We start from the raw sequence: 24770 nt of genomic DNA on the forward strand, positions 1-24770 counted from the left end.
CCGCTGGCGGGCGTCAGCCGGATCCGTCCGCGCGCACCACGTTCAGCACTTCGTGGCAGGCGCCCATCGTGTGGTAGTCGGTCTTGCCGGCCGGGCTCTTCTCGTCGGAATACTTGCGGTTGTCGGCGTCGAGGATGCGGTACCACGCGCCATGCGCGTGATCGACCATGTGCTTCCACGAGTACGCCCACAGCCTGTCGTACCAGTCCCAGTAGCCGGCATCGCCCGTGCGCTGCGCGAGCAGCGCGGCGGCGGCCAGCGATTCGGCCTGCACCCAGAAATACTTGTCGTCGTCGCAGATTTGGCCATCCGGCGCGAAGCCGTAGTACAGCCCGCCGCGTTCGGCATCCCACGAGCGCGCGACCGCGGTGTCGAACAGGTGGCGCGCGGTCGGCAGCAGCCAGTCCGCGTCGACGTGGCGGTCCAGGATCATCAGCAGCTTGGCCCACTCGGTCTGGTGGCCGGGCTGGAAGCCCCAGGGGCGGAACAGGTGCTTGGGATCGTCGAGGTGGTATTCCCAGTCGACGTTCCAGTCGCGATCGTAGTGTTCCCATACCAGCCCGGCGGCCTTGGCGGCCTGGCGGCGGGTCATGTTGTCGGCCAGCAGCAGCGCGCGATCCAGATAGCGGCGCTCGCCGCTGGCCTCGAACGCCGCCAGCATCGCCTCGCACATGTGCATGTTGGCGTTCTGGCCGCGGTAGCCGCTGAAGTTCCAGTCCGCGTCCGCTTCGTCCTTGTACAGGCCGTGGGCCGGCTCCCAGAAGCGCCGCTCCAGCAAATCCCAGGTCTCGTCCATCCAGCCGCGCGCCTCGGCGACGCCGGCCTTCAGGCCGCACGAATACGCCAGCAGCACGAAGGCCACGCCGTAGCAGTGGTGGGTGGCATCCTCGACGCGGCCGTCGCGCAGCGTCCACGCGTAGCCGCCGCTGGCGGGGTTGCGGTGCGCCAGGCGCAGGTAGTCCAGGCCGTGCTTCACCGCTTCCAGGTACTCGGCGTCGCCGAACTCGCGGAACGCCATCGCGTAGTTGAAGACGAAGCGCGTGCTGCTGACCAGGTGGCGGTGGCCGGCCTCGTAGACGCGGCCATCGTCGAGGAAGTAGTGGAAGAAGCCGCCCTGCGGATCGATCGCGTGCGGATGGTAGAACGCCATCGTGTGGGCGATGTGGTCGCGCAGGAACCGCGGCGAGCGGAAATCGGGAGCGTGGGAGTCAGGTCGAGTGTTCATGTTGTTCCTGCAGCAGGTGTCGGACTTCGGCCAGGGTCGGCATCGCCGCGAACGCGCCCTTGCGCGTGACCGCCAGCGCGCCGACGGCCGCGCCGAAGCGGATCGCGTCGGTCACCGCGTCCTGGCGCGAGACGAAGCCGGCGAAAGCCTCGCCGTCCCCGCCGCATTCGGCGATGCGGAACAGCAGCCCGCCGACGAAGGCGTCGCCGGCGGCGGTGGTGTCCAGCGCGGATACGCGGAAACTGTCGATGCGGCCGCCGCCGCCCGCGCGCGCATGCCAGTGGATCGGCGCGGCGCCGTCGGTGACCAGCAGCAGCCGCGCGCGGCCCTGCCACAGCTGTTCGATCACCGCCGCCTCGCCGCCCAGCGGGCGCGCCAGGTAGTCCAGTTCGTCGCGCGAGAGCTTGACCAGATCGGCCTGCGCCAGCGCCCGCCATAGCCGCGGCGACGGATCCCCGTCCTGCGGCCACAGCGCCGGCCGCAGGTTCAGGTCGATGCTGACCATCGCCCCGGCCGCGCGCGCGCGCTCCATGCCCTCGTAGGTGGCCTCGGCGATCTCCGCCTCGGTCAGGCTGTTGGAGCAGACGTGGAAGGTGCCGGTGCCGTCGAAGCAGGCCGGGCGGAAATCGCCGCCGCGGAACAGCAGGTCGGCCGCCGGCGGCCGGTAGAAGCTGAAGCTGCGCTCGCCGTGCGCGTCCAGCGCGACGAAGGCCAGCGCGGTCTTGGCCGCTTCGGTGCGGACGATGCAGTCGGTGGCCACGCCCGCCGCCGACAGGCTGTCGAACAGGAAGTCGCCGAACATGTCCTGGCCCAGCATGCCGGCGAAGTGCACGTCCGCGCCCAGCCGCGCCGCCGCCACCGCGACGTTGGCCGGCGCGCCGCCGGCGTATTGCAGGAACGCGCGCGGCGCTTCGGGCGTGGCCGGCGGCTGCGCCAGCAGGTCGATCAGGGCTTCGCCGAAACAGACGATCTTGCGCATCGGCGGCCTCATGCGTCCCGGCCCGCCAGCTGCGCCGGCAATTTCGATCCGGACCAGCCGTACCAGACGATGTAGCCGTAGCACAGCACCGGCAGCAGGAACGACAGCTGCACGCCGGCGCTGTCGGCCAGCACGCCTTGCAGCAGCGGCACGATGGCGCCGCCGACGATGGCCATCACCAGCAGGCTGGACGCCTTCTCGGTCATCGGCCCCAGCTGCTCGATGCCCAGGGTGAAGATGGTCGGGAACATGATCGAGTTGAACAGGCCGATCGCGAGCACGCTCCACACCGCCAGCCAGCCGCTGCTGGAGACGGTGACCAGCAGCAGCGTGGCGGCGGCGGCCGCGTACAGCGCCAGCATCCGCCGCGCGTCGAACCGGACCAGCAGCGCCGAGCCGATGAAGCGGCCGACCATCGCCCCGCCCCAGTACAGCGACAGGTAGCCGGCGGCGGTCGCCTCGGCCATGCCGCCGATGTGCGGCTCGGCCAGGTAGTTGATCAGGAAGCTGCCGATCGCCACTTCCGCGCCGACGTACAGGAAGATCGCCAGCACGCCCCAGCGCACGTGGCGCAGGCCCAGCACCTCGCCGAAGCCGTGCCTGCGGGTGTCGGCCTGTTCGGTGGCCTCGGTCAGCGGCGGCAGCCGGAACAGCCACACCAGCAGCGCCAGCGCGAACAGCGCCAGCGCCAGCCCCAGGTACGGCAGCTGCACCGCCTGCGACTTGGCCTGCAGGTAGGCTTCCTTCTGCTCCGGCGCCAGCGCCGCCAGTTGCTCGGCGCCCAGCACCGTCGCCGACAGGATCAGCATACCGCCGATCCATGGTCCCACCGTATGCCCCAGCGAGTTCAGCGCCTGCGCCAGGTTGAGCCGGCTCGCCGCGGTCTGCGGCGCGCCGAGCAGGCTGACGTACGGGTTGGCCGACACCTGCAGCAGAGTGATGCCGCTGGCCAGCACGAACAGCGCGCCCAGGAACAGATCGTAGGAACGCACCTGCGCCGCCGGCAGGAACAGCAGCGCGCCGAAGCCGGCCACCAGCAGGCCGATGACGATGCCGTGCTTGTAGCCCACCTTCGCCACCACCCGCCCCGCCGGCAGCGACATCACGAAGTAGGCGCCGAAGAAGGTGAACTGGATCAGCATGGTGCGCGTGTAGTTCAGATCGAACAGCGCCTTCAGGTGCGGGATCAGCACGTCGTTGAGGCTGGTCAGGAAGCCCCACATGAAGAAGATCGCGGTGGCGACCGTCAGGGCGACCTGGGTGCGGACCACGGGAGCCGTGGCCGTAGCGGCTGTATTCATCGGGCGTCAGTCGAAGGAGAAAGGAGGAAGCCGCACGCGCGGGCGCAACGCCGTCGGGCGGAGGAGGATCGGCTCATCGCAGCGGCGCCCCGCTGCTCTCGCGCACGCGCAACTGCACCGGCGCGATGGTGCGCATGGGCGCGGCGTCGGGATCTTCCAGCCGTTGCAGCAGCAGCCGGGCGGCCTGGCGGCCGCGCTCGCGCGGGTCGACCGCCAGCGTGGTCAGCGGCGGCGTGGTCACCGCCGCCTCGGGGATGTCGTCGAAGCCGGTGACCGCGAAGCCCTTGCCCGGCTGGATGCCGCGCGACATCAGGCCCAGCATCAGGCCCAGCGCGACGGTGTCGTTGTAGCAGACCGCCGCGGTCGGCAGCGGACCGTCGCCGAACAGTTCGCCGGTGCGCGCGGCCGCCTCCAGCCGGTTCGGCGCCGACTCGATCATCCAGCCCGCTTCAACCGCCAGGCCGGCCTTGGCCATTGCCTGCGCATAGCCGGCACGTCGCTGCCGGCACGAGCTGGAATCGGCGTGGCCGCCGTAGAAGGCGATGCGGCGATGGCCCAGTCCGATCAGGTGCTCGGTGGCCATCTGCGCGCCGCGCTGGTTGTCCAGCGACAGGAAATCCCATTCGTCGGCGCCGGCCAGTTCGCGGTTGAACAGCAGCACGTTGGCGCGCGCGTCCAGCACCTTGCGCAGTTGCGCCGCGTCGCTGCCCTCGGCCGGCGACAGGATCATCCCGGCCGGGGTGTGCTCCATCAGCGAGGCCAGCACCGCCTGCTGCCGCACCGGCGATTCGCCGGTGCTGCCGAGCAGGGTCACGTAGCCCTTCTCGCCCAGCGCCTCGTCCACGCCGGCGGCGAACTCGGCGAAGAACGGGTTGGCCAGGTCGTTGATCACCAGCGCCACGCTGGAGGAGGTGCGCCGGCGCAGGTTGGCCGCGCCGCGGTTGTAGACGTAGCGCTGGCGCTTGAGCTCGGCCTCGACGCGCGCGCGGGTGTCGGCATGCACCAGCGGGCTGCCGCGCAGCACCAGCGACACCGTCGCGCGCGAGACGCCGATGGCGTTGGCGATGTCGGTGACGGTGACCACGCGCGGGTCGCCGCGCCTGCGCTGCGGCGCCGGCGCCTTGTCGCCGGCCTTGTCCGCCGCCTTGCCCTTGGGCTTGGCGGCCCGGGTCTTGGCCTTGGCCGCAGGCTTGTCGCTGGAGGAACGCTTCTGGGTCATGTGGATCGATCCATACCGACGAAGACCGCCAGCCTAAACCATCGCTCCGGCATCCGAACCGTCAACCGCCCGTGACTCATCGCCCCTCCGGGGACAGCGCCGCCCCGGCCGCGCACGGCGAGGCCGGCAAGTCGCGCGGACGCGTGCCCCAGCCCTGCGCCGGCGGCGCGTCGGCCAGATCGAAGCGCAGGCGCCCGCCCTGGCGGAGGCTTTCCCAGTCCAGCCACACCGCCTCGTGCGCCCGGCCCTGCCATGACGCGCCGCGCACATATTGCAGCTTGCCGCCGTCGGCCTGCGGCGCCTCGATGCGCAGCGTGCGGCCCTGGCCCAGGTCCACGTCGATGCGCGCGAAGCGCGGCGCGTGCAGCACGAACTGGCCGGTGCCCGGCACCACCGGATACAGGCCCATCGCGCTGAACAGGTACCAGGCCGACATCGTGCCCAGGTCGTCGTTGCCGGTGACGCCGTTGGGCGCGTTGGTGAACAGCCGCTGCGCCGCGCGCAGCACGGTGGCGGTCTTCCACGGCTGGCCGATCAGCGTGTACATCCACGGCGCGTGCAGGTCCGGCTCGTTGTTGGGGTTGTAGCGGAACTGGTTGTAGTAGCTGTACGGCCCGACCACCCATTCCCTGCGCGCGGCGTTGGCCGGGTCGGCGAGCAGCGCGTCGTAGGCGAAGAACGCGTCCAGCCGGCGCGCGGCCTCCTCGCGCCCGTGCATCGCCTCCACCAGCCCCGGCACGTCCTGCTGCGCCAGCCACTGGTACTGCCAGGCGGTGCCCTCGTGGAAGCCGTGGTGCGAGCGCGGGCTGTAGCGGCCATCGGCCGGCGTGTACCACTGGCCGTCCCCGGTGCGCGGGCGCGGAAAGCCGCGGAAGCCGGCCTCCCCGTCGCGCACGTCCGCATCCCACAGCGTGCGCCAGTTGCGCCCGCGCCGGTTCAGCGCGGCCGCGTCGTCGGCATGGCCCAGCGCGCCGGCCATCAGCGACAGCGAGCAGTCGGCCAGCGCGTATTCCAGCGTCGCCGAACCGCCGTGGTGCGGATCCACGTCCATGCCCTTGGACGGGAACGCGCGGTCGTACTGCACGAAACCGTGCTCGAGGTAGTTCGGGTTACCGGAACGGCCGGCATGGCGCGAATTCAGCGGCGGCACGCCGAAGGCGTTCTCGCGCAGCGCGGCGTAGGCCTCCACTTCGCGTCCTTGCAGCGCGCCGAAACGCCACAGGTCGACCAGGAACGGCGTCACCGGATCGCCGGTCATGATGTTGGTCTCGAAGCTGGCGTAGCCCCAGCGCGGCAGCCAGCCGCCCTGCTCGCGGATCGCCAGCAGCGTTCGCGCGATGTCGGCGGCGCGCTGCGGCCGCAGCAACGCGATCAGCTGGTTCTGCGAGCGGTAGGTGTCCCACAGCGAGAAGTACTCGTAGTAGGTCCAGCCGTCGGCACGGTGGATGCGATCGTCGTAGCCGCGGTAGCGGCCGTCGGCGTCGCTACCGGTCATCGGCTGCAGCAGCGCGTGGTACAGCGCGGTGTAGAACACCGTGCGGTCGTCGGCGCCGCCGCCGTGCACGCGCACGCTGGCCAGTTCCCGGTCCCACGCCGCCTGCGCGCGCCCGCGCATCGCGTCGAAGCCGAGCGGCCTGCCACCCTGCATGCCTTCGCTGCGCAGGTTGTTGCGCGCGCCCTCGGCGTCGACGTGCGAGATCGCGCTGGTCGCTGTGACCGAGCGGTCCCTGCCCAGGTCGAAGCTCAGCCAGGCGCCGTTGGGCTTGGCCTCGCCCTCCATGCTGTGGCGCGCGCCGGCGATGCCGCCGCCCTCGCCCCAGGTGCCGAACGCCTTGAACGAGCGGTCGAACTCGATGCGGAACCAGGTGGTGTACTGGTGGCCGCCGCAGAAGCTCTTGGTGACCAGCTTGCCTTCCACCGCGCGGTCGCCGACCACGTCGACGACGCTGCCGGTGACCGAGTGGCGCTCGTTGGCCTGCCCCACGTTGACCAGCACGTGGCCCTCGCCGTCGGTGGAGAAGGTGTAGCGCTCGGCCGCGGCGCGGGTCAGCGCGGTGGCCTCGGCGTCGATGCCGCCGTAGTCGGTCAGGCGCACCTTGTAGTAGCCGGCCTGGCCCACCTCGCCTTCGTGCGCGTAGCGCGATCCGTAGCGCTTGTGATCGAAGGCCTTGGGATCGGCGGTGTCGAAATCGCCGCCGCGGCCGATGCGGCCGATCACAGGCAGCACCGACACCTGCCCGCCCTGCTCCCAGCAGCCGGCGCCGGACACGAAGGAATGGCCGAAGCCACGGATCTGCGGATCGTCGTAGCGCCAGCCCGAGTAGTGCGAGCCGATCGGGCTGACCTGGATCAGGCCGAACGGCGCCGACGCGCCGGGGAAGGTGTTGCCGTCGTCCTTGCTGCCGATGAAGGTGTTGACCTCCGCGGCCAGCGTTCGCGGCGCGGCCTCGGCCATCGGCGCCGCCAGCGCCAGCAGCAGGCACAGGGAACTGAACATCGCTCGGGTCATGTCGCGTCTCATGCGTTCACGGGTCATCGCGGTTCACCGATGGGCTCGCGCCGACCAGCAAGCGGGCGCGAGGCGTGCGCAGTATTCCTGCGCATGCGGGAAATTGGCAGGGCGGCGTCCCTGCCGCCCGCATGGCGTGGAAAAGTGGCCCGGCCAAGGCCGGGCCGTAGGCTCCGTGGGGAGAGACACGGAGCGAACTCATGGATCCGAGGGGCATCGACCGCTGCATCCTTTCCGTCCGCAATGCTTCACGGGCGGGATCATGCCCCCCGGTTCCAGGGAGAAGCATTTCAGAACTTGTACGTCAGGCCCAGGTACAACTGCCGGCCGGAGTAGACATTGGAGAAGAAGCGGTCCCGGGTGTCGTTGCCCAGGTGCGCCCGCTGCTCCGACCGGGTCGCATTGAGCACGGAAGCGGTGACCGTCAGGCTGTCGGTGAAGGTGTAGGCCGCGTTCAGATCCAACTGGTCGTAGGGCTCGGTGTAGACGGTGAACCCGTTGTTCAGGCCGCCGACGACCTCGCCGCGGCGGTTGTACGAGGCGCGCGCCAGGAACCCTGCGTTCTCGTAGAACACGGTGAAGTTGGCCTGGTTCTTCGCGCTGCCCACCAGCGGCGAGGAGCCGATGGTCCGGCCGTCGATGACGATGGAGGCCAGGTTGGTGTCGTTGTAGGTGTAGTTGGCCTGGAAGCCCAGGCCGAAATCGAAGGTGTACTGGCCGTAAACTTCGACGCCCTGCGACACGCCGTCCTGGCCGTTGGCCTGGGTGGAATAGTTCTGCACCGTCACCTGCTGCCCGCCGACCACCATCTCCACGTCGCGCACCACCGGCACGGTGAAGTTCTTCACGTCCTTGCGGAACAGGCCCACGCCCGCCACCGCGCCCGGCCGGAAGTACCACTCCAGGCCGAGGTCGTACTGGTTGGCCTCGAACGGCTCCAGGCCCTTGTTGCTGCCCGATCCGTACCAGCCGGGGTTGGTGGTGCCGCCGGCGACGCGGCGGTCGTTGCTGTATTCGTCGGAGTAATAGCTCAGGCCGCCTGGGTAGGCGATGCTGGTGTAGCTGGGACGCGCGATGACCTTGGAGGCGGCGCCGCGCAGCACCAGGTTCCCGGTGATGTCCCAGGCGATGTTGAAGCTGGGCAGCACGTCGGTGTAGGTCTTGTCCAGCGAGGCCATCTCGTAGCTCTTTTCCCGGGCCATCGCGTCCGGCAGCCTCACGAAGCCGCTTTCGCAGCTGTAGCCGCTGTTCGAACCGAGCAGCGCGTCGGCGGCGGGATCGGTGCAGGACATCGGCGCACCGCCGGCGTTGTCGACGAAGTAGTCGTTGAAGCGCTCGACCGAATCGCTCGACTCCGCATGCTGCCGGGTCCGCGCCACGCGCAGGCCGATGTTGCCGCGCACGCGCTCGGTGCGGAAGTTGGCCTGGAAGTAACCCGAGTAGACCTTCTCGCCGACGTTGTAGACGAAATCGTCCTCGCGGCGGTTCTGCATGCCGCCATAGCGGTCGTTCAGGTACTCGATGTAGGCCGGGTAGTTGATGCCCGGGAACACGTTGGCGTTGAAACCGCCGGCGATGTCGCCCAGCGGCCTGGACAGGAAGAAGCCGGGCTGCGCGATGCCGGCGGTGGAATCGCAACCTGCCTGGTAGCGCTTGCTGTAGTCGCCGGGATCGGCGCCCTGGCACACCCAGTAGGTGTTGCCGGTATTGCGGTGGACCTCGCCGTCGCTGTACTTGGCGCCGAACTGGATCGAATCCAGCCAGCCGGTTTCGAACAGCTTGGTGAAGTCGGACTGGAAATGGTTCTGCCTGATGCTGGTTTCCATCCACGACGAGTCGGTCGAGCCGGTGTCGATCTCGGCCACGCCGGCCATCAGCTGTTCCTGCAGATCGGGCGAGAAGGTGACCGACGGCGTGCCGGTCAGATCCCAGGCGCTGTAGGTGTTGCCGGACTGCCATGCGCCGTTGACCTGCCGGCGCGGCTTGGCCGACATGCGGAAGTTCATCGACGGGCCACCCTCGGACCAGGTGCGGCCGCCGGCGAACGAAGCCTTCCACAACGGGCTGATATCCCAGTCGATGGCCAGGTCGGCGGTCTGCGACAGCGCCTTCTCGCGGCTGTAGTTGCCGGTGATCTGCGGCGTGGGGATGGTGCAGTCGTCCGGGCCCCAGCCGCCGGGCGGCAGGCCGGCCGCGGCGGCCTCGGCCTCGCTGCAATAGTAGGTCTTGCCGGCCTGCTTCTCGTACTCGGCGCCGGTCACGATGGTGCCGCTGCGGTCGAAGGTGAAGCCGTTGAGCAGGCGGCCACCGGTCCAGTTGCCGTCGCCGGCGACGCGGGCCAGGTTCCACTCCGGCACCTTCAGCATGTTCTGGATGTAGTTGCCCTCCAGTTCGAAGCGGAAGTAGTTGCCGGTCAGGGTCAGGTTGTCGACCGGCTTGAACTGGAAGGTCAGCTGGCCGCCGCTGCGCTCGCGCTGCTCGTCGCGCACGGCGAAGTTGACCGAGGTCGGCATGAAGAAGCCCGAATAGTGCCCGCCGTTCTGATCGTAGATGCCCGAGCGGCCCCAGAAATTGGAGATGCCGGTCAGGAGGTTGCCGTTCACGTCGGTCGCCGGATCCCGCGTCCTGCCGGGGACGTTCCAGACGAAATCGTTGATGATGTTGCCGTTGGCGTCGACGCGGTCGCTATACCACTGCCAGTCCTCGGTGCTGACCTCCATGCTGCGGTTGGTGCGCTTCTGCTTGGTCGCGCCGACCAGCAGGCCGAAGCGCTCGTCCTGGCTGTGCCAGGAATACAGGGCCGACATCTGCGGATCGACGCCGCTGCTGGTGTCGGACGAGGTGCCTTCCAGCGTGACGAAGCCCGAGTTGGCTTCCATCTCCAGCGGGCGGCGCGTGCGCAGGATCACGGTGCCGCCGATGCCGCCTTCGTCGATGCGGGCTTCCGGCGTCTTGAACAGCTCCGCGCTGGACAGCATGTTCGACGGCAGCAGGGTGTAGTTGAACGAACGCGTGGCCTCGTTGTTGGTCTCCGAGGTGGCGATGTAGTTGCCGTTCAACTGGGTCAGGGTCAGGCCGGCGGCCAGGCCGCGCACGCTGACGTTCTTGCCCTCGCCGCCGCTGCGGGTGATGACCACGCCCGGCACGCGCTGCAGCGCGTCGGCCACGTTCTTGTCCGGGAACTTGCCGACGTCCTCGGCGGTGATCACCTCGACGACGGCGTTCGCGTTGCGCTTCTGATCCAGGCTCTTCTCGATCGAGTAGCGGTAGCCGGTGACGACCACCTTGTCCAGGTCGGTCGCGGCCGGCGTACCGCCCTGCCCCGGATTCGCCTGCTGGGCGAAAGCGCCTGCCGGCAAGGTCGCGGCGGTGGCCAGCGCGACGGCGATGGCGGTGGACAACGAACTGCGGATGCGTACGTGTGGCGTGCGTTTCATTTCAATCGTCCTCTCTCAAAGATTGAATCGGCTGCTGACGCGGAATTGGATTTGTATCGTTCTAAATCTAGACCGAAAAAACTGCTCTTCGAGGAATGGGATGGACTCGCGCCTGTTCGCGACTCCATCCCTTCCGTCCATCCCTGCTCCATCGGCGAACGATTTCGTGAAAATTGAATCGTTCTAATTCGACGGCGAAAGATATACCACGACCTGTTTTGCATGCATGCTGCTGCGCAGCATTCCCGCCGCATCCCGTGCGCTGCCAACCCGGCAACGCCGGCAAATCAGCCTCGTGGCACGCGACTGCCAATGCGCGCCCGCTGACGGGAAAGCAGGCAGGCGCGGCCTCATCGCGATCCCGCCGGCACTGGAAGCGCCCGGTCGGTTCCGGAACGCAGCAATTCCAGTTCGGACAGATCGACCGCCGCCTCGCCGGAAAACTGCAACCGGTACTCCCGGTATTCGTCCGGCTTCTCGACCAGGAAGGGCCGCAGTTGCCGCGCCCACGCGAAGCGCTCGTCGTGCCGCCGGTCCAGCGTGATCCAGGCTCCGCTTCCATTGCGGCCCTGGAGCGTCCAGGCCAGGCCCGCCAGCGGCTCGCCGCCGCTGGTGATCGTGTAGTGGCCGACGCGGGCCGGAGCGCGGAAGCGGAAGGCGACCGTCGCCCGCGCCGGCAGCGTCTGCGAAGTGGACGCGTCGTCGTCGATCAGGTCCGCCGCCGAGGGATGCCCGGCCAGCGTGACGGCCTCCGCCTCCGGCAAAGCGTCCACCAGGCCCGCGGGATGGCTGCCCGGCGGGGTCATCGACGGCGGCAGGGCGTCCGCCCCGCTTCCCCAGGCGGACGGCGTGCTGCCCATGACGAATTCGAGGACGCCGCCCCCGGCGATGTCGTCGTGGCGCAGCCAGGCCCGATCCCACGGACGGCCATTGAGCTTGAGCGACTGCACGTAGACGTTGTCGGCCCCGTTGTCGTGGGCGACGACGGTGAGCGTGCGCCCGTTCTCGAGGCTGACATCGACGCGCCCGAAGGCGGGCGATCCGATCACGTACTCCGGCGCCCCCATCCGCAACGGGTAGATCCCCATCATCGCGAACAGGTACCAGGCCGACATCTCGCCGTTGTCCTCGTCGCCCGGGTAGCCCTGGCCTATCTCGCTGCCGAGGTAGAGCCTGCGCATCGCCTCGCGGGTGATGCGCTGCGTCTTCCACGGCTGGCCGGCGGCGACGTACAGCCAGGGAATGTGGTGCGAGGGCTGGTTGCTGTGCGCGTACATGCCCATCCGCACGTCGCGCGCTTCGGTCATCTCGTGGATGATGCCGCCGTAGCTGCCCGCGAACCGGCCCTCCGCGGTCTCCGGCGTGGCGAAGAATTCGTCGAGCCGCCGCGCCAGGCCCTCCCGTCCGCCGAGCAGCGTCGCCAACCCCTCGCCGTCGTGCGGGACGGTGAAGGCGAACGTCCACGCATTGGCCTCGGTGTAGTCGCCGCCCCACACGCGCGGGTCGAAGTCCGCGGCCGGCCGCGCCCAGCCGCCGCTGGCGTCGCGGCCGCGGAAGAAGCGGGTGGCCGGATCGAACAGATGGACGTAGTCGGCGGCGCGCGCCTGGAAGTACCCGGCTTCCTCCCGGTAGCGCCGCGCAAGCGCGGCGTCGCCCTCGCCCGCGGCCAGCGCCCGGCCCATCTGCGCCAGGCCGAAGTCGTTGAGCGCGCCTTCCAGCGTCCACGACAGTCCCTCGTGCACGGAAGCATCCGCATAGCCCCGGTACATCGATCGCGCCAGCCCCTTGCGGCCGACGTTGGAGACGGGCGGCACCACGGTCGCGTTGCGCAGCGCGGCCTCGTAGGCCTCGCCGGCGTCGAAGCCGCGCACGCCCTTGAGCCAAGCGTCGGCGAACGCGACGTCGGAACTGGTGCCGACCATCAGGTCCGCGTAGCCCGGCGACGACCAGCGCGCCACCCAGCCGCCGTCGCGGTACTGCTGGAGGAAGCCGTCGATCATCTCGCCCGCGCGCTCCGGCGCCAGCAGCGCGTAGGCGGGCCAGCTGGTGCGGAAGGTGTCCCAGAACCCGTTGTTGACGTAGACCTTGCCGGCGCGCACCGGCGCGGACGTGCGCTGCGCGTCGCCGCCGGCGTTGTCCTTGGACCAGCTGTTCTGGTCGGCATGCCGCCAGTCGGGCCGGTCGGCGCTGCCGACGTTCTCGTGCGCGACGTTCGGATACAGGAACAGGCGATAGAGATTGGAATAGACGGTCGTCAGCTGGTCGTCGCTGGCGCCTTCCACCCTGACCCGCCCGAGCAGCGCGTCCCACGCCGCCTGCGCGCGCTCGCGCACGGCGTCGAAGCCGTCGGAACCGATCTCCTGCTCCAGGTTGCGCCGCGCCTGCTCCACGGAGATCAGCGAGGTGGCGATGCGCATGTTCACCTCGCCGCCGTCGCCGGCGGCGAACTTGACGTAACCGGTGGGACGGCCGGTCTCGATCGATCCGCTAGCGATCCAGGGCCGATCGAAGCTCGCGTAGACGAACATCCGGGTGGCGCCGTTGGACAGCCCGCTGCGGGTGTCGGTATGGCCGTGGAGGGTCTGCGTGGCCGCGTCCAGCGTCACCCCGCCGCGCGCGTCCACGTTGTCGAACAGCAGGTTGGCGTCGCCGCCGCGCGGGAAGCGGAAGCGGAAGATCGCCGCGCGCTCGCTGGGCGCGATCTCGGCGCGGATGCCGTTGTCGAAGTCCACGCGGTAGGCGTGGGGGCGGGCGAGTTCGCGGTCGTGGGAGAACGACAGGGCGCGGCGCTCGCGATCGGCCTCGGGGACCCCGCGCGTCGCCGACGGCATCACCTGGAAGGTCTGCCGATCGCCCATCCACGGGCTGGGCTGGTGGCTTATCGACAAGGCCTGCAGGCGCGGCCGGTTGTCGGCGTCGTTGTGCTCGTTCCAGCGGTAGAGCCAGCCCAGCGTGCCCGCGTCCGTGGCCGGCACCCAGAAGTTGAACCCATGCGGCATCGCGGTCGCGGGAATGTTGTTGCCGCGCGAGAACGTGCCGTTGGACTGCGTGCCGCGGGGGGTCGACACGTAGTCGCTCGGCCGCTGCGCGGCGATGCGCGCCTTCTGTTCGATGGCGATGTCGTCGATCCAGCCGCTTGCGCCGGCGCCCGGGGTGGGCCGCACTTCCAGTTCGATGGCCTCGATGCGCCGCCCCTGCAGCGCGGGCACGTCGCCCAGGCGGACCTGCTTGTGCGCCCATTGCTGGGGATACAGCGTCTTCGATTCCGCCTGCCCGGCCGCGCCAACCGGCGCGCCGTGCTGGTCGCGCGCATCCGTCTCCGACAGGCGCCACCCGTCGTCGAAGACCAGGTCCAGCGACACGCCCGTGGAGGTGTAGGTATCGCCTCCGGCGATCTCGGGCAGCACCCTCCACGACAGCGTCGTGTCCGCGTCGATCGCGATGTCGACCGTGAACAGGCGCACGCGACCGGCCGCATCGGCGCGATAGTGCAAGGCGCGCTGGCCGCTGTAGCCCATGCCGCGCCTGGCCGCGTACGGCTTTTCGGGACCGCTCCCGGGCGATAGGTGGAGATCCTTTTCCGCGACCACGGCGGGCAACGGCTCGCCCGGCTCGAACGACGTCGCGAAGCGCGCATCGCCCGCTGCCGCGATGCCGGAAGCCGATAGCAGCAGCATGGCGAAGACGAGCGTGGAACGGCTCTGGATGCGAGGCGCGCCGGACTCCCGTGCGCGGTACTGGCAGGACGTCATGGCGGATCCCTTCGTTGGCAAGCGGTCGTTCCGGCGGAATCGTTGTTTTCGTTGCGCATGGAACATGGGGGTCAGGTCGAAGATGGGGGACGATCGAATGCGCAGTGCGGCTGCGCGATGTGGTCGCGTCAGCCCCAATGCGAATTGAATCGATTCAATTCGCAAGATTTAACACGCGGCGCACCGTGGCGCATGCTGCTGCGCAGCAGTCCGTAGAAGACTGAGCAGGGCTGCCGCTGCGCGACGGCCGTGCGCGTCGACGGCCTCCCCGCTCGCCTCTCGACGGCTACCGGGGGATTCCTGCCCGCGGGCATTCGCATTTCGCGATGCAGGGAAAGCCAGGCAAGGAAAGGCGCCAATCCGGCGCAGCCGCCCTATCCGATGTCGGTGCCGGTCGCTTCCAGTTCGTCCAGCACCGCGCGCAGGGCGCGTACCCGCCCCGGCTCGGTCTCGGACCAGTCCGCCGCAAGACCCGCCAGCGCCGCATTGCGGAAACGCATCGATGACGCGCGCGGCGCCCTGGCCGAGGCGTGGAACTCGCGCGCCCCGGTATGCCGCGCCAGCGCGGCCAGGTGGCCGGCATCGATGCCGGCGCCGGGCATCACCGCCAGTCGCCCACCCGCCCGCCGCACGTGCGCGGCGATGGCGTCCCTGCCCGCTTCCGCGCTGGCGCGACCGCCGGAGGTCAGCACCCGCTCGCAGCCCAGCGCGACGATCTGCTCGAGCGCGCGCGCCGGGTCGGCGGCGGCGTCGAAGGCGCGATGGAAGGTCACGCCCAGCGCGCCGGCGGCGGACACCAGTTCGCGACACAGGGGCAGGTCGATGCCGCCATCCGCATCCAGCGCGCCGATCACCACACCGTCGCACCCCAGCCGCACGCAGATCTCGATGTCGCGCAGCATCACCTCGGCCTCCGGCCGCGCGTAGAGGAAATCGCCGCCGCGCGGCCGTATCAGCGCGTACAGCGGGATCCGCAGGCGCTCGCGCGCCAGCGCCAGCGTGCCGTAGGACGGGGTGCAGCCGCCCTCGCCCAGGTTCTCGCACAGTTCCACCCGCTGCGCGCCGCCCGCTTGCGCGGCCAGCGCCGAGGCCAGCGAGCCGGCGGCGATTTCCAGGGCCAGCCCGGTCCCGCTCATGCCTGCTCGCTGGCGTAGACCGAACCGGACTCGCGCAGGTTGTCCTGCCGGCCCGCGTCGCAGACCGCGTAGACGAAGCCGCGGTGCAGCGCGAACGCGCCGACCTCGCCGTGTCGGTTCAGCGCCAGGAAGCACACCTGCAGGTTCCTGCTGGCTTCCGGCCGCTTGCGCACCACCCGCTCGATCGCCTCGCGGCAGGCATCGCCCGGCGAGCGTCCCTGCCGCATCAGTTCCACCACCAGGAAGCTGGCGGCGTTGCGGATCATCTCCTCGCCGACGCCGGAGGCGGTGGCCGCACCGACGTCGTTGTCCACGTACAGGCCGGCGCCGACGATCGGGCTGTCGCCCACGCGGCCGCGCATCTTCCAGGCCATGCCGCTGGTGGTGCAGGCGCCGGCCAGCCTGCCGTTCCTGTCGATGGCCAGCATGCCGAGCGTGTCGTGGTTGTCCTTGTCGCCGGGGCGACTGCGCCGCTCGGCGTTGATCTCGGGCTGGTAGCGCTCGGTCCGCAGCCATTCGCGCCAGGCCTGCTCGGCCTGCGGCGTCAACAGGCGGCGTTTCTCGAAACCCTGCTGCACGGCGAACTGCTGCGCGCCCTGGCCGACCAGCATCACGTGCGGGGTGCGCTCCATCACCCGCCGCGCCACGCTGATCGGATGGGCGATGTCCTCCAGCGCCGCCACCGCGCCGCAGCGGCCGTCGCCGTCCATGATGCTGGCGTCCAGGCTCAGCACGCCGTCGCGATCGGGATTGCCGCAGCGGCCGACGGTGGGGTTGCACAGTTCGCCCTCGGCCCAGCGCGCGCCCTGCTCGACCGCGTCCAGCGCATCGCCGCCGGCTTGCAGGACCCGCCACGCCGCTTGGTTGGCCTGCACGCCGAAGTCCCAGGTCGAGACCACCCGCGCACCCGCGGCCGCCGCGCCTGCCGCGTCGCCCGACGCCAGCGCCGGCAACGCCGCCGCGCCCGCGGCCAGTGCCGCGCCGCGCAGGAATCGCCTTCTGCCATTCATCATCGTTCCTCGCTCCCGTGCCAATCGTGCATGCCCAAAGGGGCTCTCCCCGTTGGGGATTTGAATCGGTACAAACCAATTCCACAAGCGTCCGGCCGGACCCGCCGGCGGATTCGGCCGGCCCGAGGCGGCAATCCGCGCCAGCATCCCGATTGATCTGGATCAGTAACCCGCGCGGCGTTCTTGGCTAGGCTCCCCCGCATGCACAATACCCTGCGCAACGATCTGCCCGACGCGGGCGCCGAGCGGCGCACGCTCGACGCCTGCTTCCTCGGCCCCTATGGCGAGAACGACAGCCTGCTGGAGAAGCTGGTGCTGGAGTTCCTGCGCGACCACGTCCACTGGCGGCGCAACTTCCACCCGGAGGATCCGCCGGCGATCCCGACCGCGGCCACCCATCATCCCGCCTACCAGGCGTTCGAGGCGCGGATGCGCCGCGAACTGCACCAGCTCTCGGCCGCGCTGAAGCAGTCGGTGCCGTTCCACAGCCCGCGCTACATCGGCCACATGGCCTCGGACCTGCTGCTGCCGGGGCTGGCGGCGCAGATGCTGACGCTACCGTACAACCCCAACAACGTCAGCGGCGACGCCGCGCCGGTGACGATGCAGCTGGAGATCCAGGTCGGGCTGCAGCTGGCGCGCATGCTCGGCTTCCCCGCCGATCCGGCGCAGCCCGCCTGCGCGATGGGCCACCTGACCTCCGGCGGCACCACCGCCAACTACCAGGCGCTGCGGCTGGCGCTGGCGCGCAAGGCGTTCCCGGTCGCACTGCGCAGCGCGGGCGTTCCCCTGCCGGATCTGCCCGACGACGACTGGCAGGCGTTCAACCTCTCCACCACCGACGATCTTGCGCTGTACCTGCAATGGCAGCACTGGCTGGAAGCGCTGGCGCCGGCCGAGCGGCAGTACTGGAGCGCACGGGTCGACCAGCAGCGCATCGAACACCTGGGGCAGGTCGGGTTCTTCGCCCGCCACCCGGAACTGCAGGCGCCGAAGGTGCTGGCCCCGATCACCGCCCACTATTCGTGGAGCAAGGGACTGAAGCTGCTCGGCCTGGGCCGCCAGCACCTGGAGCTGGTCGCCACTTCCGGCATGCGCCTGGACGCCGGCGCCTTCGAGGAGACGGTGGAACGCTGCCTGCGCGAGCGCCAGCCGATCCTGATGGCGGTCGCGGTGCTGGGCAGCACCGAGTACGGCACCATCGACCCGCTCGATGCGATGCTGGCCACGCGCGATCGCGCGCAGGCGCAGGGGTTCGGCTTCAGCGTGCACGTCGATGCGGCGTGGGGCGGCTACCTGGCCACGCTGTTCCGCAACGAGGACGGCAGCCTGCGCGGCCGCGAGGAAGTACACGCGGGCTATCGCCACTTCCCCAGCGCGCCGGTGCACGCGGCGTTCGCGGCGCTGGCCGCGGTCGACTCGGTGACCATCGATCCGCACAAGCTGGGCTACCTGCCCTACGGCGCCGGCGCCTTCGTCTGCCGCGACCACCGGGTGATGGACCTGCTCGCCGAGTGCGCCGACTACGTGTTCAACGCCGCGGGCGGCGGCGACTACCACGAGCGCCACCGCCAGCTCGGGCAACTGGTGCTGGAAGGCTCCAAGTCGGGCGCGGCGGCGGCGGCGGTCTACGTGACCCATCGCGTGCTGCCGCTGGATCACCGCCATTTCGGCCTGCTGCCGCGGCAGACCGTGCTCGCCGCCGAGGCCTTCCTCGAAGGCGCGCAGCGTTTCGCGCGGCAGGTCGCCGACGTGGCCGTGGCGACGGTGCCGATCGCGCCGGACAGCAACCTGGTCTGCCTGGCGCTCAACCCGGCCGGCAACCGCGACCTGGCCCAGGCCAACGCCTTCATGCGCCAGTTGCACGACGAACTGCGCTGCGATCCCCGCCAGCCGTTGCAGGTCAAGCAGTTCTTCGCCTCCATGACCACGCTGCAGCGGACCCTGCTGGGCGAGGCGCAGATGCGCCGCGCGCTGGAGGACCTGGGCATCGATCCGGACAGCATGCACGACGGCGCCGACGGCGACCGGCTGGTGATCCTGCGCCACACGCTGATGAATCCCTACCTGATCGACACCGAGAACGGCATCAGCTACATCGACCTCTACTTCGATCACCTCGCCCGCCGCCTGCGCGTGCGGCCCCTCGCCGACGCGCGGACCGGGCGCGACTGAGCATGTCCGCCAAGCTGCCCTTGGTCTATTCCTGCTCCGGCTGCTCCAGCGCCGCGCAGATGGCCAACCAGATGGCGCTGTGGCTGGACCGCGAAGGCCGCGCCGAGATGTCGTGCATCGCCGGCGTCGGCGGCGGCGTGGCCGGGCTGGTGCGCACCGCGCGCACCGGCCGGCCGATCGTCGCGCTGGACGGCTGCATCCTGCACTGCGTCAAGGCCTGCCTGTCGCAGGCCGGCGTGCATGCCGACGCGCATTTCACCCTGTCCGACTACGGCGTCAGGAAGCGCCGGCATGCCGACTTCGATGCGGACCAGGCGCGCAGCGTGTATGCCGAGGCGATACTGCCGGGCATCGCCGCGGCGCTGCCGCAGGCGGATTCGCTCCCGCCGGCGGATGCCGGCACAGCGGACGAGGCTTGATCTGCGTCAATGGCCGCCATGCGGGCGCACGCTAGCATCCCTGCGGATCCGTCCTGCCCGGGTGACGTGTTGAAACAGGTTTACACGACGAAAGCGCCACCCTTGCGCGCGTGGCCATGCCCGTGCCCGCCGCGCTGACGCTGTCCGGCGCGCGCGCGGCCATCGACCGGATCGACGATGCGATGGTCGCGCTGCTGGCCGCGCGGCGCGCGCTGGTCTCGACGGCGGCGCGTTCCAAGCGCGGCGCCGGCCTGCCCTCCCGCGATGAACAGCGGGAACGGCAGGTGATGCAGCGCGCCCACGCCCTGGCCTTCCGGCTGGGCCTGCCGGGCGACTGCGCCACCCGGCTGGTCACCCTGCTGATTGCCGAAGCCCATCACCAGCAGGGCCTGGCCGCGCCCTCCTCCACCCCGACGCCCGCTCCTGGAATGCCCATGCCCGCCCCGACCGACCGCTCCGCGACCGCCTACCGCTACCTGCTGCGGCTGATCCCGCCGCCTCACCGCTGGCGGCCGCTGCTGTCGCTGGTGCCGGTCCAGTTCCAGGAAGCGGCGCTGCAGCGTGTCCTCTCGCGCGCCATCGCCGCACCGCTGCAGGACCGCGCGCTGGAACCGGTGCAGGGCCGCAGGCTGGGCATCGAGATCAGCGATCTCGGCCTGCACTGGGTGCTGCAGCTGCGCGACGGCCGGCTGCACGCCACCCGCGAACCGGCCGAGGCGACCGTATGCGGCAGCGCCACCGACCTGCTGCTGCTGGCGAGCCGGCTGGAGGACGCCGACACGCTGTTCTTCCAGCGCAGGCTCATGCTTACCGGCGACACCGAACTCGGCCTGCTGGTGCGCAACCTGCTCGATCGCATGCCGTGGGAGACGGTGCCGCTGGGCCTGCGCATCATCCTGCACCGCGGCGGGCGCCTGGCCAGCGAAGCGCGCGACGCCTACCACGGCCATGCCTGAACACGCCCGCGCGCCCTGACCGCCTGCCGTTTCCCAGCCGGTCCGGAAGGCCGCGGCAAGCCGCATCCCCGGCATGGCGGTCGGACCGCATGCCGGGACAGGCGCCTGGCCGGCGCGGGTTTCCCTTCTGCCGGTGCCACGCCACCCGGTCGCACCACGCTCAACCCACACGCACCGCAACACGGACAAGCCGACGCCATGACATCCGCCGCCTCCCCGGCCCGCCCGCAATGGCAGCCCGGACTCGAAGAGAAATACGCCGAACTGGGCCAGCGCCTGGAACCGCTGCTGCCTTGCCTGGAATGGCCGCTGCACCTGCCTTGGATCGAGGCCATCAACGAACTCAAGCGCCAGCGCGGCGCGGTGATCATGGCGCACAGCTACCAGTCGCCGGAGATCTTCCACGGCGTGGCCGACGTCACCGGCGACTCGCTGGCGCTGGCGCAGGCCGCGGCCGACTGCGACGCCGAACTGATCGTGCTGTGCGGCGTCCACTTCATGGCCGAGACCGCCAAGATCCTCGCCCCGCACCGCACCGTGCTGATCCCGGATCCCGAAGCCGGCTGTTCGCTGGCCTCCTCGATCACCGCCGAGGACGTGCGCGCCCTGCGCGCGCGCCATCCGGGCGCGCCGGTGGTCAGCTACGTCAACACCAGCGCGGCGGTGAAGGCCGAATCCGACGCCTGCTGCACCTCGGCCAACGCGGTCGAGGTGGTCGAGGCGATGGGCGCGGACAAGGTGATCTTCCTGCCCGACCGCTTCCTCGGCAGCTTCGTCGCCGCGCAGACCGACATCGAGCTGGTGCTGTGGGACGGCCGCTGCGAGGTGCACGAGCAGTTCACCGCGCAGCAGGCCCGGCACGCGCGCGAACGCTACGACGCGCGCCTGGTCGCGCACCCGGAGTGCCCGCCGGAAGTGCAGGCCGAGGCCGATTTCGTCGGCTCCACCACCGCGATGGGCGCCTGGCTGGAGAAGGAGAAGCCCGAGCGGGTCGCGCTGATCACCGAATGCTCGATGGCCGACAACCTGCGCGCGCGCTTCCCCGCGGTGGAATTCATCAAGCCGTGCAACCTGTGTCCGCACATGAAGAAGATCACCCTGCCCAACATCCACGCCTGCCTGCTGGATCTGAAGCATGAGGTGAGCGTGCCCGCCGACGTGGCCGCGCGCGCGCGCGGCGCGCTGCAACGCATGCTGGCGGTCGGTCGGCGCGATCGCGCGTGAACCGCGCGCCGTCTCCGGTCGTCGTCGTCGGCTGCGGCGTCGCCGGGCTGGCTACCGCGCTGGCGGCCGCACCGCGTCCGGTGCATCTGATTGGGCGCGCGCAGGCCGATCCTGGCTGCACCACCGCGCTGGCGCAGGGCGGCATCGCCGCCGCCCTCGCCCCCGGCGACGATGCCGATGCGCATGCCCGCGACACGCTGGAGGCCGGTGCCGGCCACAACGATCGCGCGGCGATCCGCTACCTGGTCGAGCACGCGGCGGATGCGGTCGAGTGGCTGCAGGCGCAGGGCGTGGCCTTCGATCGCGACGGCGACGGCCTGGTGCTGGGCCGCGAAGGCGGCCATCGCTGCCACCGCATCGTCCATGCCGGCGGCGACGCCAGCGGCGCACGGATGCTGGAGGCGCTGGCGCATGCGGCGCGACAGGCGGCGCATGTGCATTGGCGCGATCCCTGCGAGGTGGATGCGCTGCTGCTGCGCGGCGGCCGCGTTGCCGGCGTGCGCACGCACGACGCCGAGGGCGGCGGGGAAACGATCGAAACCGATGATCTGGTGCTGGCCACCGGCGGCATCGGCGCGCTGTTCGCCGCCACCACCAATCCGCCGGGCGCCGACGGCAACGGGCTGGCGCTGGCGATCGCCGCCGGCGCGCGGGTCCGCGACCTGGAGTTCGTGCAGTTCCATCCCACCGCGCTCGCCAGCGGGCGTCCCGGCGCGTTGCCGCTGATCACCGAGGCGCTGCGCGGCGCCGGCGCCCGGCTGCTGGACGATGCCGGGCAGCCGTTGATGGCCGGCGTGCATGCGCTCGCCGACCTGGCCCCGCGCGACGTGGTCGCCCGGCGGGTCTGGCAGGCGTTGCAGGCCGGTGGCCACGCCTGGCTGGACGCCACCGCGCTGGCGCCGGACTGGCCGCAGCGCTTTCCCACCGTGCACGCCATCTGCCTGGCGCACGGCATCGATCCGCGGCGGCAGCGCATCCCGGTCACGCCGGCGGCGCACTTCCACATGGGCGGCATCGCGACCGCCATCGACGGCCGCAGCAGCGTCCCCGGCCTGCATGCGGTCGGCGAGGTCGCCTGCAACGGCGTGCATGGCGCCAACCGACTGGCCAGCAACTCGCTGCTGGAAGGCGTGGTGTTCGGCCGCCTGCTGGGCGAACGGCTGGCCGCCATGCCGGCGCGCGTGCATGGCGGCGGCCCGCATCGCCTGATCGAACGCGGCCCGGCGGCCACGCCCGAGGCACTGGAACAACTGCGCGAGCTCAACTGGCGCGCGCTGGGCCCGCTGCGCGACGGCGCCGGCCAGCAGGCGGCACTGGACGAAATCGCCTGCCACCCGGCATTGCGCACGAGCTGGCAGGGAGCACTGTCGACGCGGATGCTGGCAGCCGCATTGGCGAGGAAATCCAGCCTGGGCGCGCATTACCGCAGCGACGGTTGACCGGTGGGAGCGGCGTGAGTCGCGACCGTGGTCCTCGCCAAGCCGTCGTCGCGACTTACGTCGCTCCCACGGTAGAAGTCAAGGTGCGGGATCCGCCAGCGACGCCTTGCCCGGCCTGCCGTGCCAGTAGCCGTTGCGCGCGCCCAGCCTCGGCGGCGGCACCGGCGAATCCAGCATGCGGCGGAAGTGGGCGACGATGTCGGCCATTTCCTGCGCCTGCGGGTACAGCCGCAGGATGTCCACGCCGCAAGCGGCCAGTTCGTCGCGTTCGGGCGCCATGTCGACGATTTCCATGCCCTGCACCTGGATGCCGTTGATGGTCATGAACGGCTCGCCCTCGCGGGTGGCCAGCGGCAGGCCATCGGGATAGTCGATGCAGCGGAAGCCGCAGTCGTCCTTGGGTATGTCCAGCGCACGCGCGGTGAAGCAGCGCGCCGAGAACGCCAGCGGCAGCCGGCCCCAGGCCAGCATCTCCAGCTCCGGCATCGCCTGGCCGTCGGCGGCCAGCGCCTCGCGCATTTCCTGCAGCAGCGTCCTGCCCTGCTCGACGCCGGGCACCCAGCGCCGCAGGCCATCTTCGATCAGCAGCGCCAGCGCGCGGTGGTTGTAGACGTTGACCGTGGGACCGGCGACGAACGGCAGGCCGCGCTCGCGGCACAGCTGCACCGCCGACAGGTCGTTGGCCTCCAGCAGGAAGCGCCCGTTCTCCACCAGCCGGCGCAGCGCGCCCAGTTCCGACTCGGCCTCGATCAGCGCGAGGCTGGACAGCACGATTTCCTTGCCGCTCCCGGCCAGTTCTTCGGCCAGCGCCAGCCAGTCGCGGGTGCGCAGTTCGCGCCGCTTGCTGCACACCGTCTCGCCCAGGTAGATGATGTCCACCGGCCAATCGGCGGCCTCGCGGTAGAACGCCAGGGTGCGCTCGCGCGGCCAGAAATACTGCAGGGGTCCAAGGCTCAGTTTCATTCGTTCAATGCCAGGCGCGGTGGTAGGGGCCGAGCGTGGTCTGCTGGCCTTCGGCGTGCGCGGCCAGCGCCTTGCGCCACGACTCCTCGGTCTTCCATCCCTCCGGTGCGGCGGCATGGCGATCGATGGCCTCGCGCCAGGCGCGCGTGACCGCGCCCACGTAGGCCGAGCCGCGCTGGCGGCCCTCGATCTTCAGGGCGGCCACGCCGGCCTGCGCCAGCCGCGGCAGCAGGTCCATCGTGTTGAGGCTGGTCGGCTCCTCCAGCGCGTGGAAGATCTCGCCGCCGACGTCGTAGCGGCCCTTGCACACGGTCGGGTAGCCGGCCGGTTCGCTCTTGGCGAAGCGATCGATCAGCATGCCGTTCAGGCGCACGCTGCGCTCCTGCTGCGGGTGTTCCTCCCAGCGCACGAAGCTGGCCGGCGAGCACACGCCGTGCCGGTTGGGCGACACGCCGGTGACGTAGCTGGACAGCTGGCAGCGGCCCTCGACCATGATGCACAGGCTGCCGAAGGCGAACACCTCCAGCGGCACCGGCGCGGACTGGCACAAACGCTCGACCTGCTGGATCGACAGCACCCGCGGCAATACCGCGCGGCTGATGCCGAAGCGCTCGTAGGCGTAGCGCAGCGCCGGCGCGGTGGTGGCCGAACCCTGCACCGACAGGTGCCGCGCCAGCGTCGGATGGGTGCGGCAGGCGTAGTCCAGCACGCCCATCTCGGCGGCGATGATGGCGTCGGCGCCGAGCTCGGCGGCCAGGTCCACCGCCCGGTGCCAGTGCGCCAGCCGCGCGCTGTCCGGGTAGGTGTTGAGCGCCATGTAGACCTTGCGGCCGCGCGCATGCGCGTAGGCCACGCCGTCGCGGATCTCGCCGTCGTCGAAGTTCAATCCGGGAAACGCGCGCGCATTGGTCTGGTCGCGGAAACCCGCGTAGACCGCGTCGGCACCGGCGTCGATGGCCGTGCGCAGCGCGGGCAGGTTACCGGCGGGACATACAAGTTGCATGGTTCATCACCTCGATCGAATCT

16 protein-coding genes are annotated in these 24770 nt (G+C 70.5%); 5 read left to right on the forward strand and 11 right to left on the reverse strand.

Annotation, left to right across the window (positions count from 1 at the left end; translation table 11 throughout):
• Positions 1-13: 13 nt before the first annotated feature.
• The 9 genes from AAG688_RS09310 to AAG688_RS09350 all read right to left on the reverse strand — a co-directional run bounded on the left by AAG688_RS09310 (position 14) and on the right by AAG688_RS09350 (position 16568).
• Entirely contained in the window at positions 14-1225 is a 1212-nt protein-coding gene (locus AAG688_RS09310) for an AGE family epimerase/isomerase (protein ID WP_411831986.1), read from the reverse strand.
• The gene (locus AAG688_RS09315; RefSeq protein WP_411831987.1) at positions 1209-2204 is read right to left on the reverse strand and encodes a carbohydrate kinase family protein; all 996 of its coding nucleotides are present in this window, start codon (positions 2202-2204) and stop codon (positions 1209-1211) included. The genes AAG688_RS09310 and AAG688_RS09315 overlap by 17 nt, the downstream gene beginning before the upstream one ends.
• A gap of 8 nt (positions 2205-2212) precedes the next feature.
• The gene (fucP, locus tag AAG688_RS09320; protein WP_411831988.1) at positions 2213-3505 is read right to left on the reverse strand and encodes an L-fucose:H+ symporter permease; all 1293 of its coding nucleotides are present in this window, start codon (positions 3503-3505) and stop codon (positions 2213-2215) included.
• 73 nt (positions 3506-3578) lie between these two features.
• A complete protein-coding gene (locus AAG688_RS09325; protein WP_411831989.1) occupies positions 3579-4724 on the reverse strand; it encodes a LacI family DNA-binding transcriptional regulator in 1146 nt (381 codons plus the stop codon).
• Between the two features lie 76 nt (positions 4725-4800).
• Positions 4801-7233 (reverse strand): GH92 family glycosyl hydrolase, encoded by a 2433-nt coding sequence (locus tag AAG688_RS09330; protein WP_411831990.1) that lies wholly within the window; start codon positions 7231-7233, stop codon positions 4801-4803.
• Between the two features lie 290 nt (positions 7234-7523).
• The gene (locus AAG688_RS09335) at positions 7524-10670 is read right to left on the reverse strand and encodes a TonB-dependent receptor (protein ID WP_411831991.1); all 3147 of its coding nucleotides are present in this window, start codon (positions 10668-10670) and stop codon (positions 7524-7526) included.
• A 350-nt stretch (positions 10671-11020) separates the two neighbouring features.
• On the reverse strand, positions 11021-14347 hold the full coding sequence (locus AAG688_RS09340; RefSeq protein ID WP_411834970.1) for a GH92 family glycosyl hydrolase: 3327 nt from the start codon (positions 14345-14347) through the stop codon (positions 11021-11023).
• A 449-nt stretch (positions 14348-14796) separates the two neighbouring features.
• Entirely contained in the window at positions 14797-15558 is a 762-nt protein-coding gene (locus AAG688_RS09345) for a copper homeostasis protein CutC (RefSeq protein WP_411831992.1), read from the reverse strand.
• Entirely contained in the window at positions 15555-16568 is a 1014-nt protein-coding gene (locus AAG688_RS09350) for a N(4)-(beta-N-acetylglucosaminyl)-L-asparaginase (RefSeq protein ID WP_411831993.1), read from the reverse strand. The genes AAG688_RS09345 and AAG688_RS09350 overlap by 4 nt, the downstream gene beginning before the upstream one ends.
• A 201-nt stretch (positions 16569-16769) precedes the next feature.
• Between AAG688_RS09350 and AAG688_RS09355 the strand changes: the two genes are divergently transcribed.
• The 5 genes from AAG688_RS09355 to AAG688_RS09375 all read left to right on the forward strand — a co-directional run bounded on the left by AAG688_RS09355 (position 16770) and on the right by AAG688_RS09375 (position 22781).
• Positions 16770-18743: a pyridoxal phosphate-dependent decarboxylase family protein gene (locus tag AAG688_RS09355; RefSeq protein ID WP_411831994.1), complete on the forward strand. Its 1974-nt coding sequence runs from the start codon at positions 16770-16772 to the stop codon at positions 18741-18743.
• 2 nt (positions 18744-18745) lie between these two features.
• Entirely contained in the window at positions 18746-19162 is a 417-nt protein-coding gene (locus AAG688_RS09360) for a putative zinc-binding protein (protein ID WP_411831995.1), read from the forward strand.
• Between the two features lie 116 nt (positions 19163-19278).
• Complete coding sequence (locus AAG688_RS09365) at positions 19279-20118, forward strand: SCP2 sterol-binding domain-containing protein (RefSeq protein WP_411831996.1); 840 nt, start codon at positions 19279-19281, stop codon at positions 20116-20118.
• 198 nt (positions 20119-20316) lie between these two features.
• Positions 20317-21342 carry a quinolinate synthase NadA gene (gene nadA / locus AAG688_RS09370; protein ID WP_411831997.1) on the forward strand — a complete coding sequence of 342 codons (1026 nt, stop codon included), beginning with the start codon at positions 20317-20319 and terminating at the stop codon, positions 21340-21342.
• Positions 21339-22781: an L-aspartate oxidase gene (locus AAG688_RS09375; protein ID WP_411831998.1), complete on the forward strand. Its 1443-nt coding sequence runs from the start codon at positions 21339-21341 to the stop codon at positions 22779-22781. Before nadA ends, AAG688_RS09375 begins: the two co-directional genes overlap by 4 nt.
• Positions 22782-22859: 78 nt before the next feature.
• Here the strand turns inward: AAG688_RS09375 and AAG688_RS09380 are convergent, their stop codons facing one another.
• Together AAG688_RS09380 and AAG688_RS09385 are read right to left on the reverse strand one after the other, a co-directional pair.
• Positions 22860-23744: a U32 family peptidase gene (locus AAG688_RS09380; RefSeq protein WP_411831999.1), complete on the reverse strand. Its 885-nt coding sequence runs from the start codon at positions 23742-23744 to the stop codon at positions 22860-22862.
• A 4-nt stretch (positions 23745-23748) separates the two neighbouring features.
• The gene (locus AAG688_RS09385; protein ID WP_411832000.1) at positions 23749-24747 is read right to left on the reverse strand and encodes a peptidase U32 family protein; all 999 of its coding nucleotides are present in this window, start codon (positions 24745-24747) and stop codon (positions 23749-23751) included.
• Between the last annotated feature and the right edge of the window lie 23 nt (positions 24748-24770).

The organism is Pseudoxanthomonas mexicana (assembly GCF_046736355.1).
In the GTDB taxonomy this organism is placed as follows: Bacteria; Pseudomonadota; Gammaproteobacteria; order Xanthomonadales; family Xanthomonadaceae; genus Pseudoxanthomonas_A; species Pseudoxanthomonas_A mexicana_B.

What these genes read in the sequence shown, in the direction of transcription:
- AAG688_RS09310 (WP_411831986.1), bottom strand. Translation starts at nt 1,225, where the DNA reads ATGAACACTCGACCTGACTCCCACGCTCCCGATTTCCGCTCGCCGCGG.
- AAG688_RS09315 (WP_411831987.1), bottom strand. Translation starts at nt 2,204, where the DNA reads ATGCGCAAGATCGTCTGTTTCGGCGAAGCCCTGATCGACCTGCTGGCG.
- fucP (WP_411831988.1), bottom strand. Translation starts at nt 3,505, where the DNA reads ATGAATACAGCCGCTACGGCCACGGCTCCCGTGGTCCGCACCCAGGTC.
- AAG688_RS09325 (WP_411831989.1), bottom strand. Translation starts at nt 4,724, where the DNA reads ATGACCCAGAAGCGTTCCTCCAGCGACAAGCCTGCGGCCAAGGCCAAG.
- AAG688_RS09330 (WP_411831990.1), bottom strand. Translation starts at nt 7,233, where the DNA reads ATGACCCGAGCGATGTTCAGTTCCCTGTGCCTGCTGCTGGCGCTGGCG.
- AAG688_RS09335 (WP_411831991.1), bottom strand. Translation starts at nt 10,670, where the DNA reads ATGAAACGCACGCCACACGTACGCATCCGCAGTTCGTTGTCCACCGCC.
- AAG688_RS09340 (WP_411834970.1), bottom strand. Translation starts at nt 14,347, where the DNA reads ATGCTGCTGCTATCGGCTTCCGGCATCGCGGCAGCGGGCGATGCGCGC.
- AAG688_RS09345 (WP_411831992.1), bottom strand. Translation starts at nt 15,558, where the DNA reads ATGAGCGGGACCGGGCTGGCCCTGGAAATCGCCGCCGGCTCGCTGGCC.
- AAG688_RS09350 (WP_411831993.1), bottom strand. Translation starts at nt 16,568, where the DNA reads ATGAATGGCAGAAGGCGATTCCTGCGCGGCGCGGCACTGGCCGCGGGC.
- AAG688_RS09355 (WP_411831994.1), top strand. Translation starts at nt 16,770, where the DNA reads ATGCACAATACCCTGCGCAACGATCTGCCCGACGCGGGCGCCGAGCGG.
- AAG688_RS09360 (WP_411831995.1), top strand. Translation starts at nt 18,746, where the DNA reads ATGTCCGCCAAGCTGCCCTTGGTCTATTCCTGCTCCGGCTGCTCCAGC.
- AAG688_RS09365 (WP_411831996.1), top strand. Translation starts at nt 19,279, where the DNA reads ATGCCCGTGCCCGCCGCGCTGACGCTGTCCGGCGCGCGCGCGGCCATC.
- nadA (WP_411831997.1), top strand. Translation starts at nt 20,317, where the DNA reads ATGACATCCGCCGCCTCCCCGGCCCGCCCGCAATGGCAGCCCGGACTC.
- AAG688_RS09380 (WP_411831999.1), bottom strand. Translation starts at nt 23,744, where the DNA reads ATGAAACTGAGCCTTGGACCCCTGCAGTATTTCTGGCCGCGCGAGCGC.
- AAG688_RS09385 (WP_411832000.1), bottom strand. Translation starts at nt 24,747, where the DNA reads ATGCAACTTGTATGTCCCGCCGGTAACCTGCCCGCGCTGCGCACGGCC.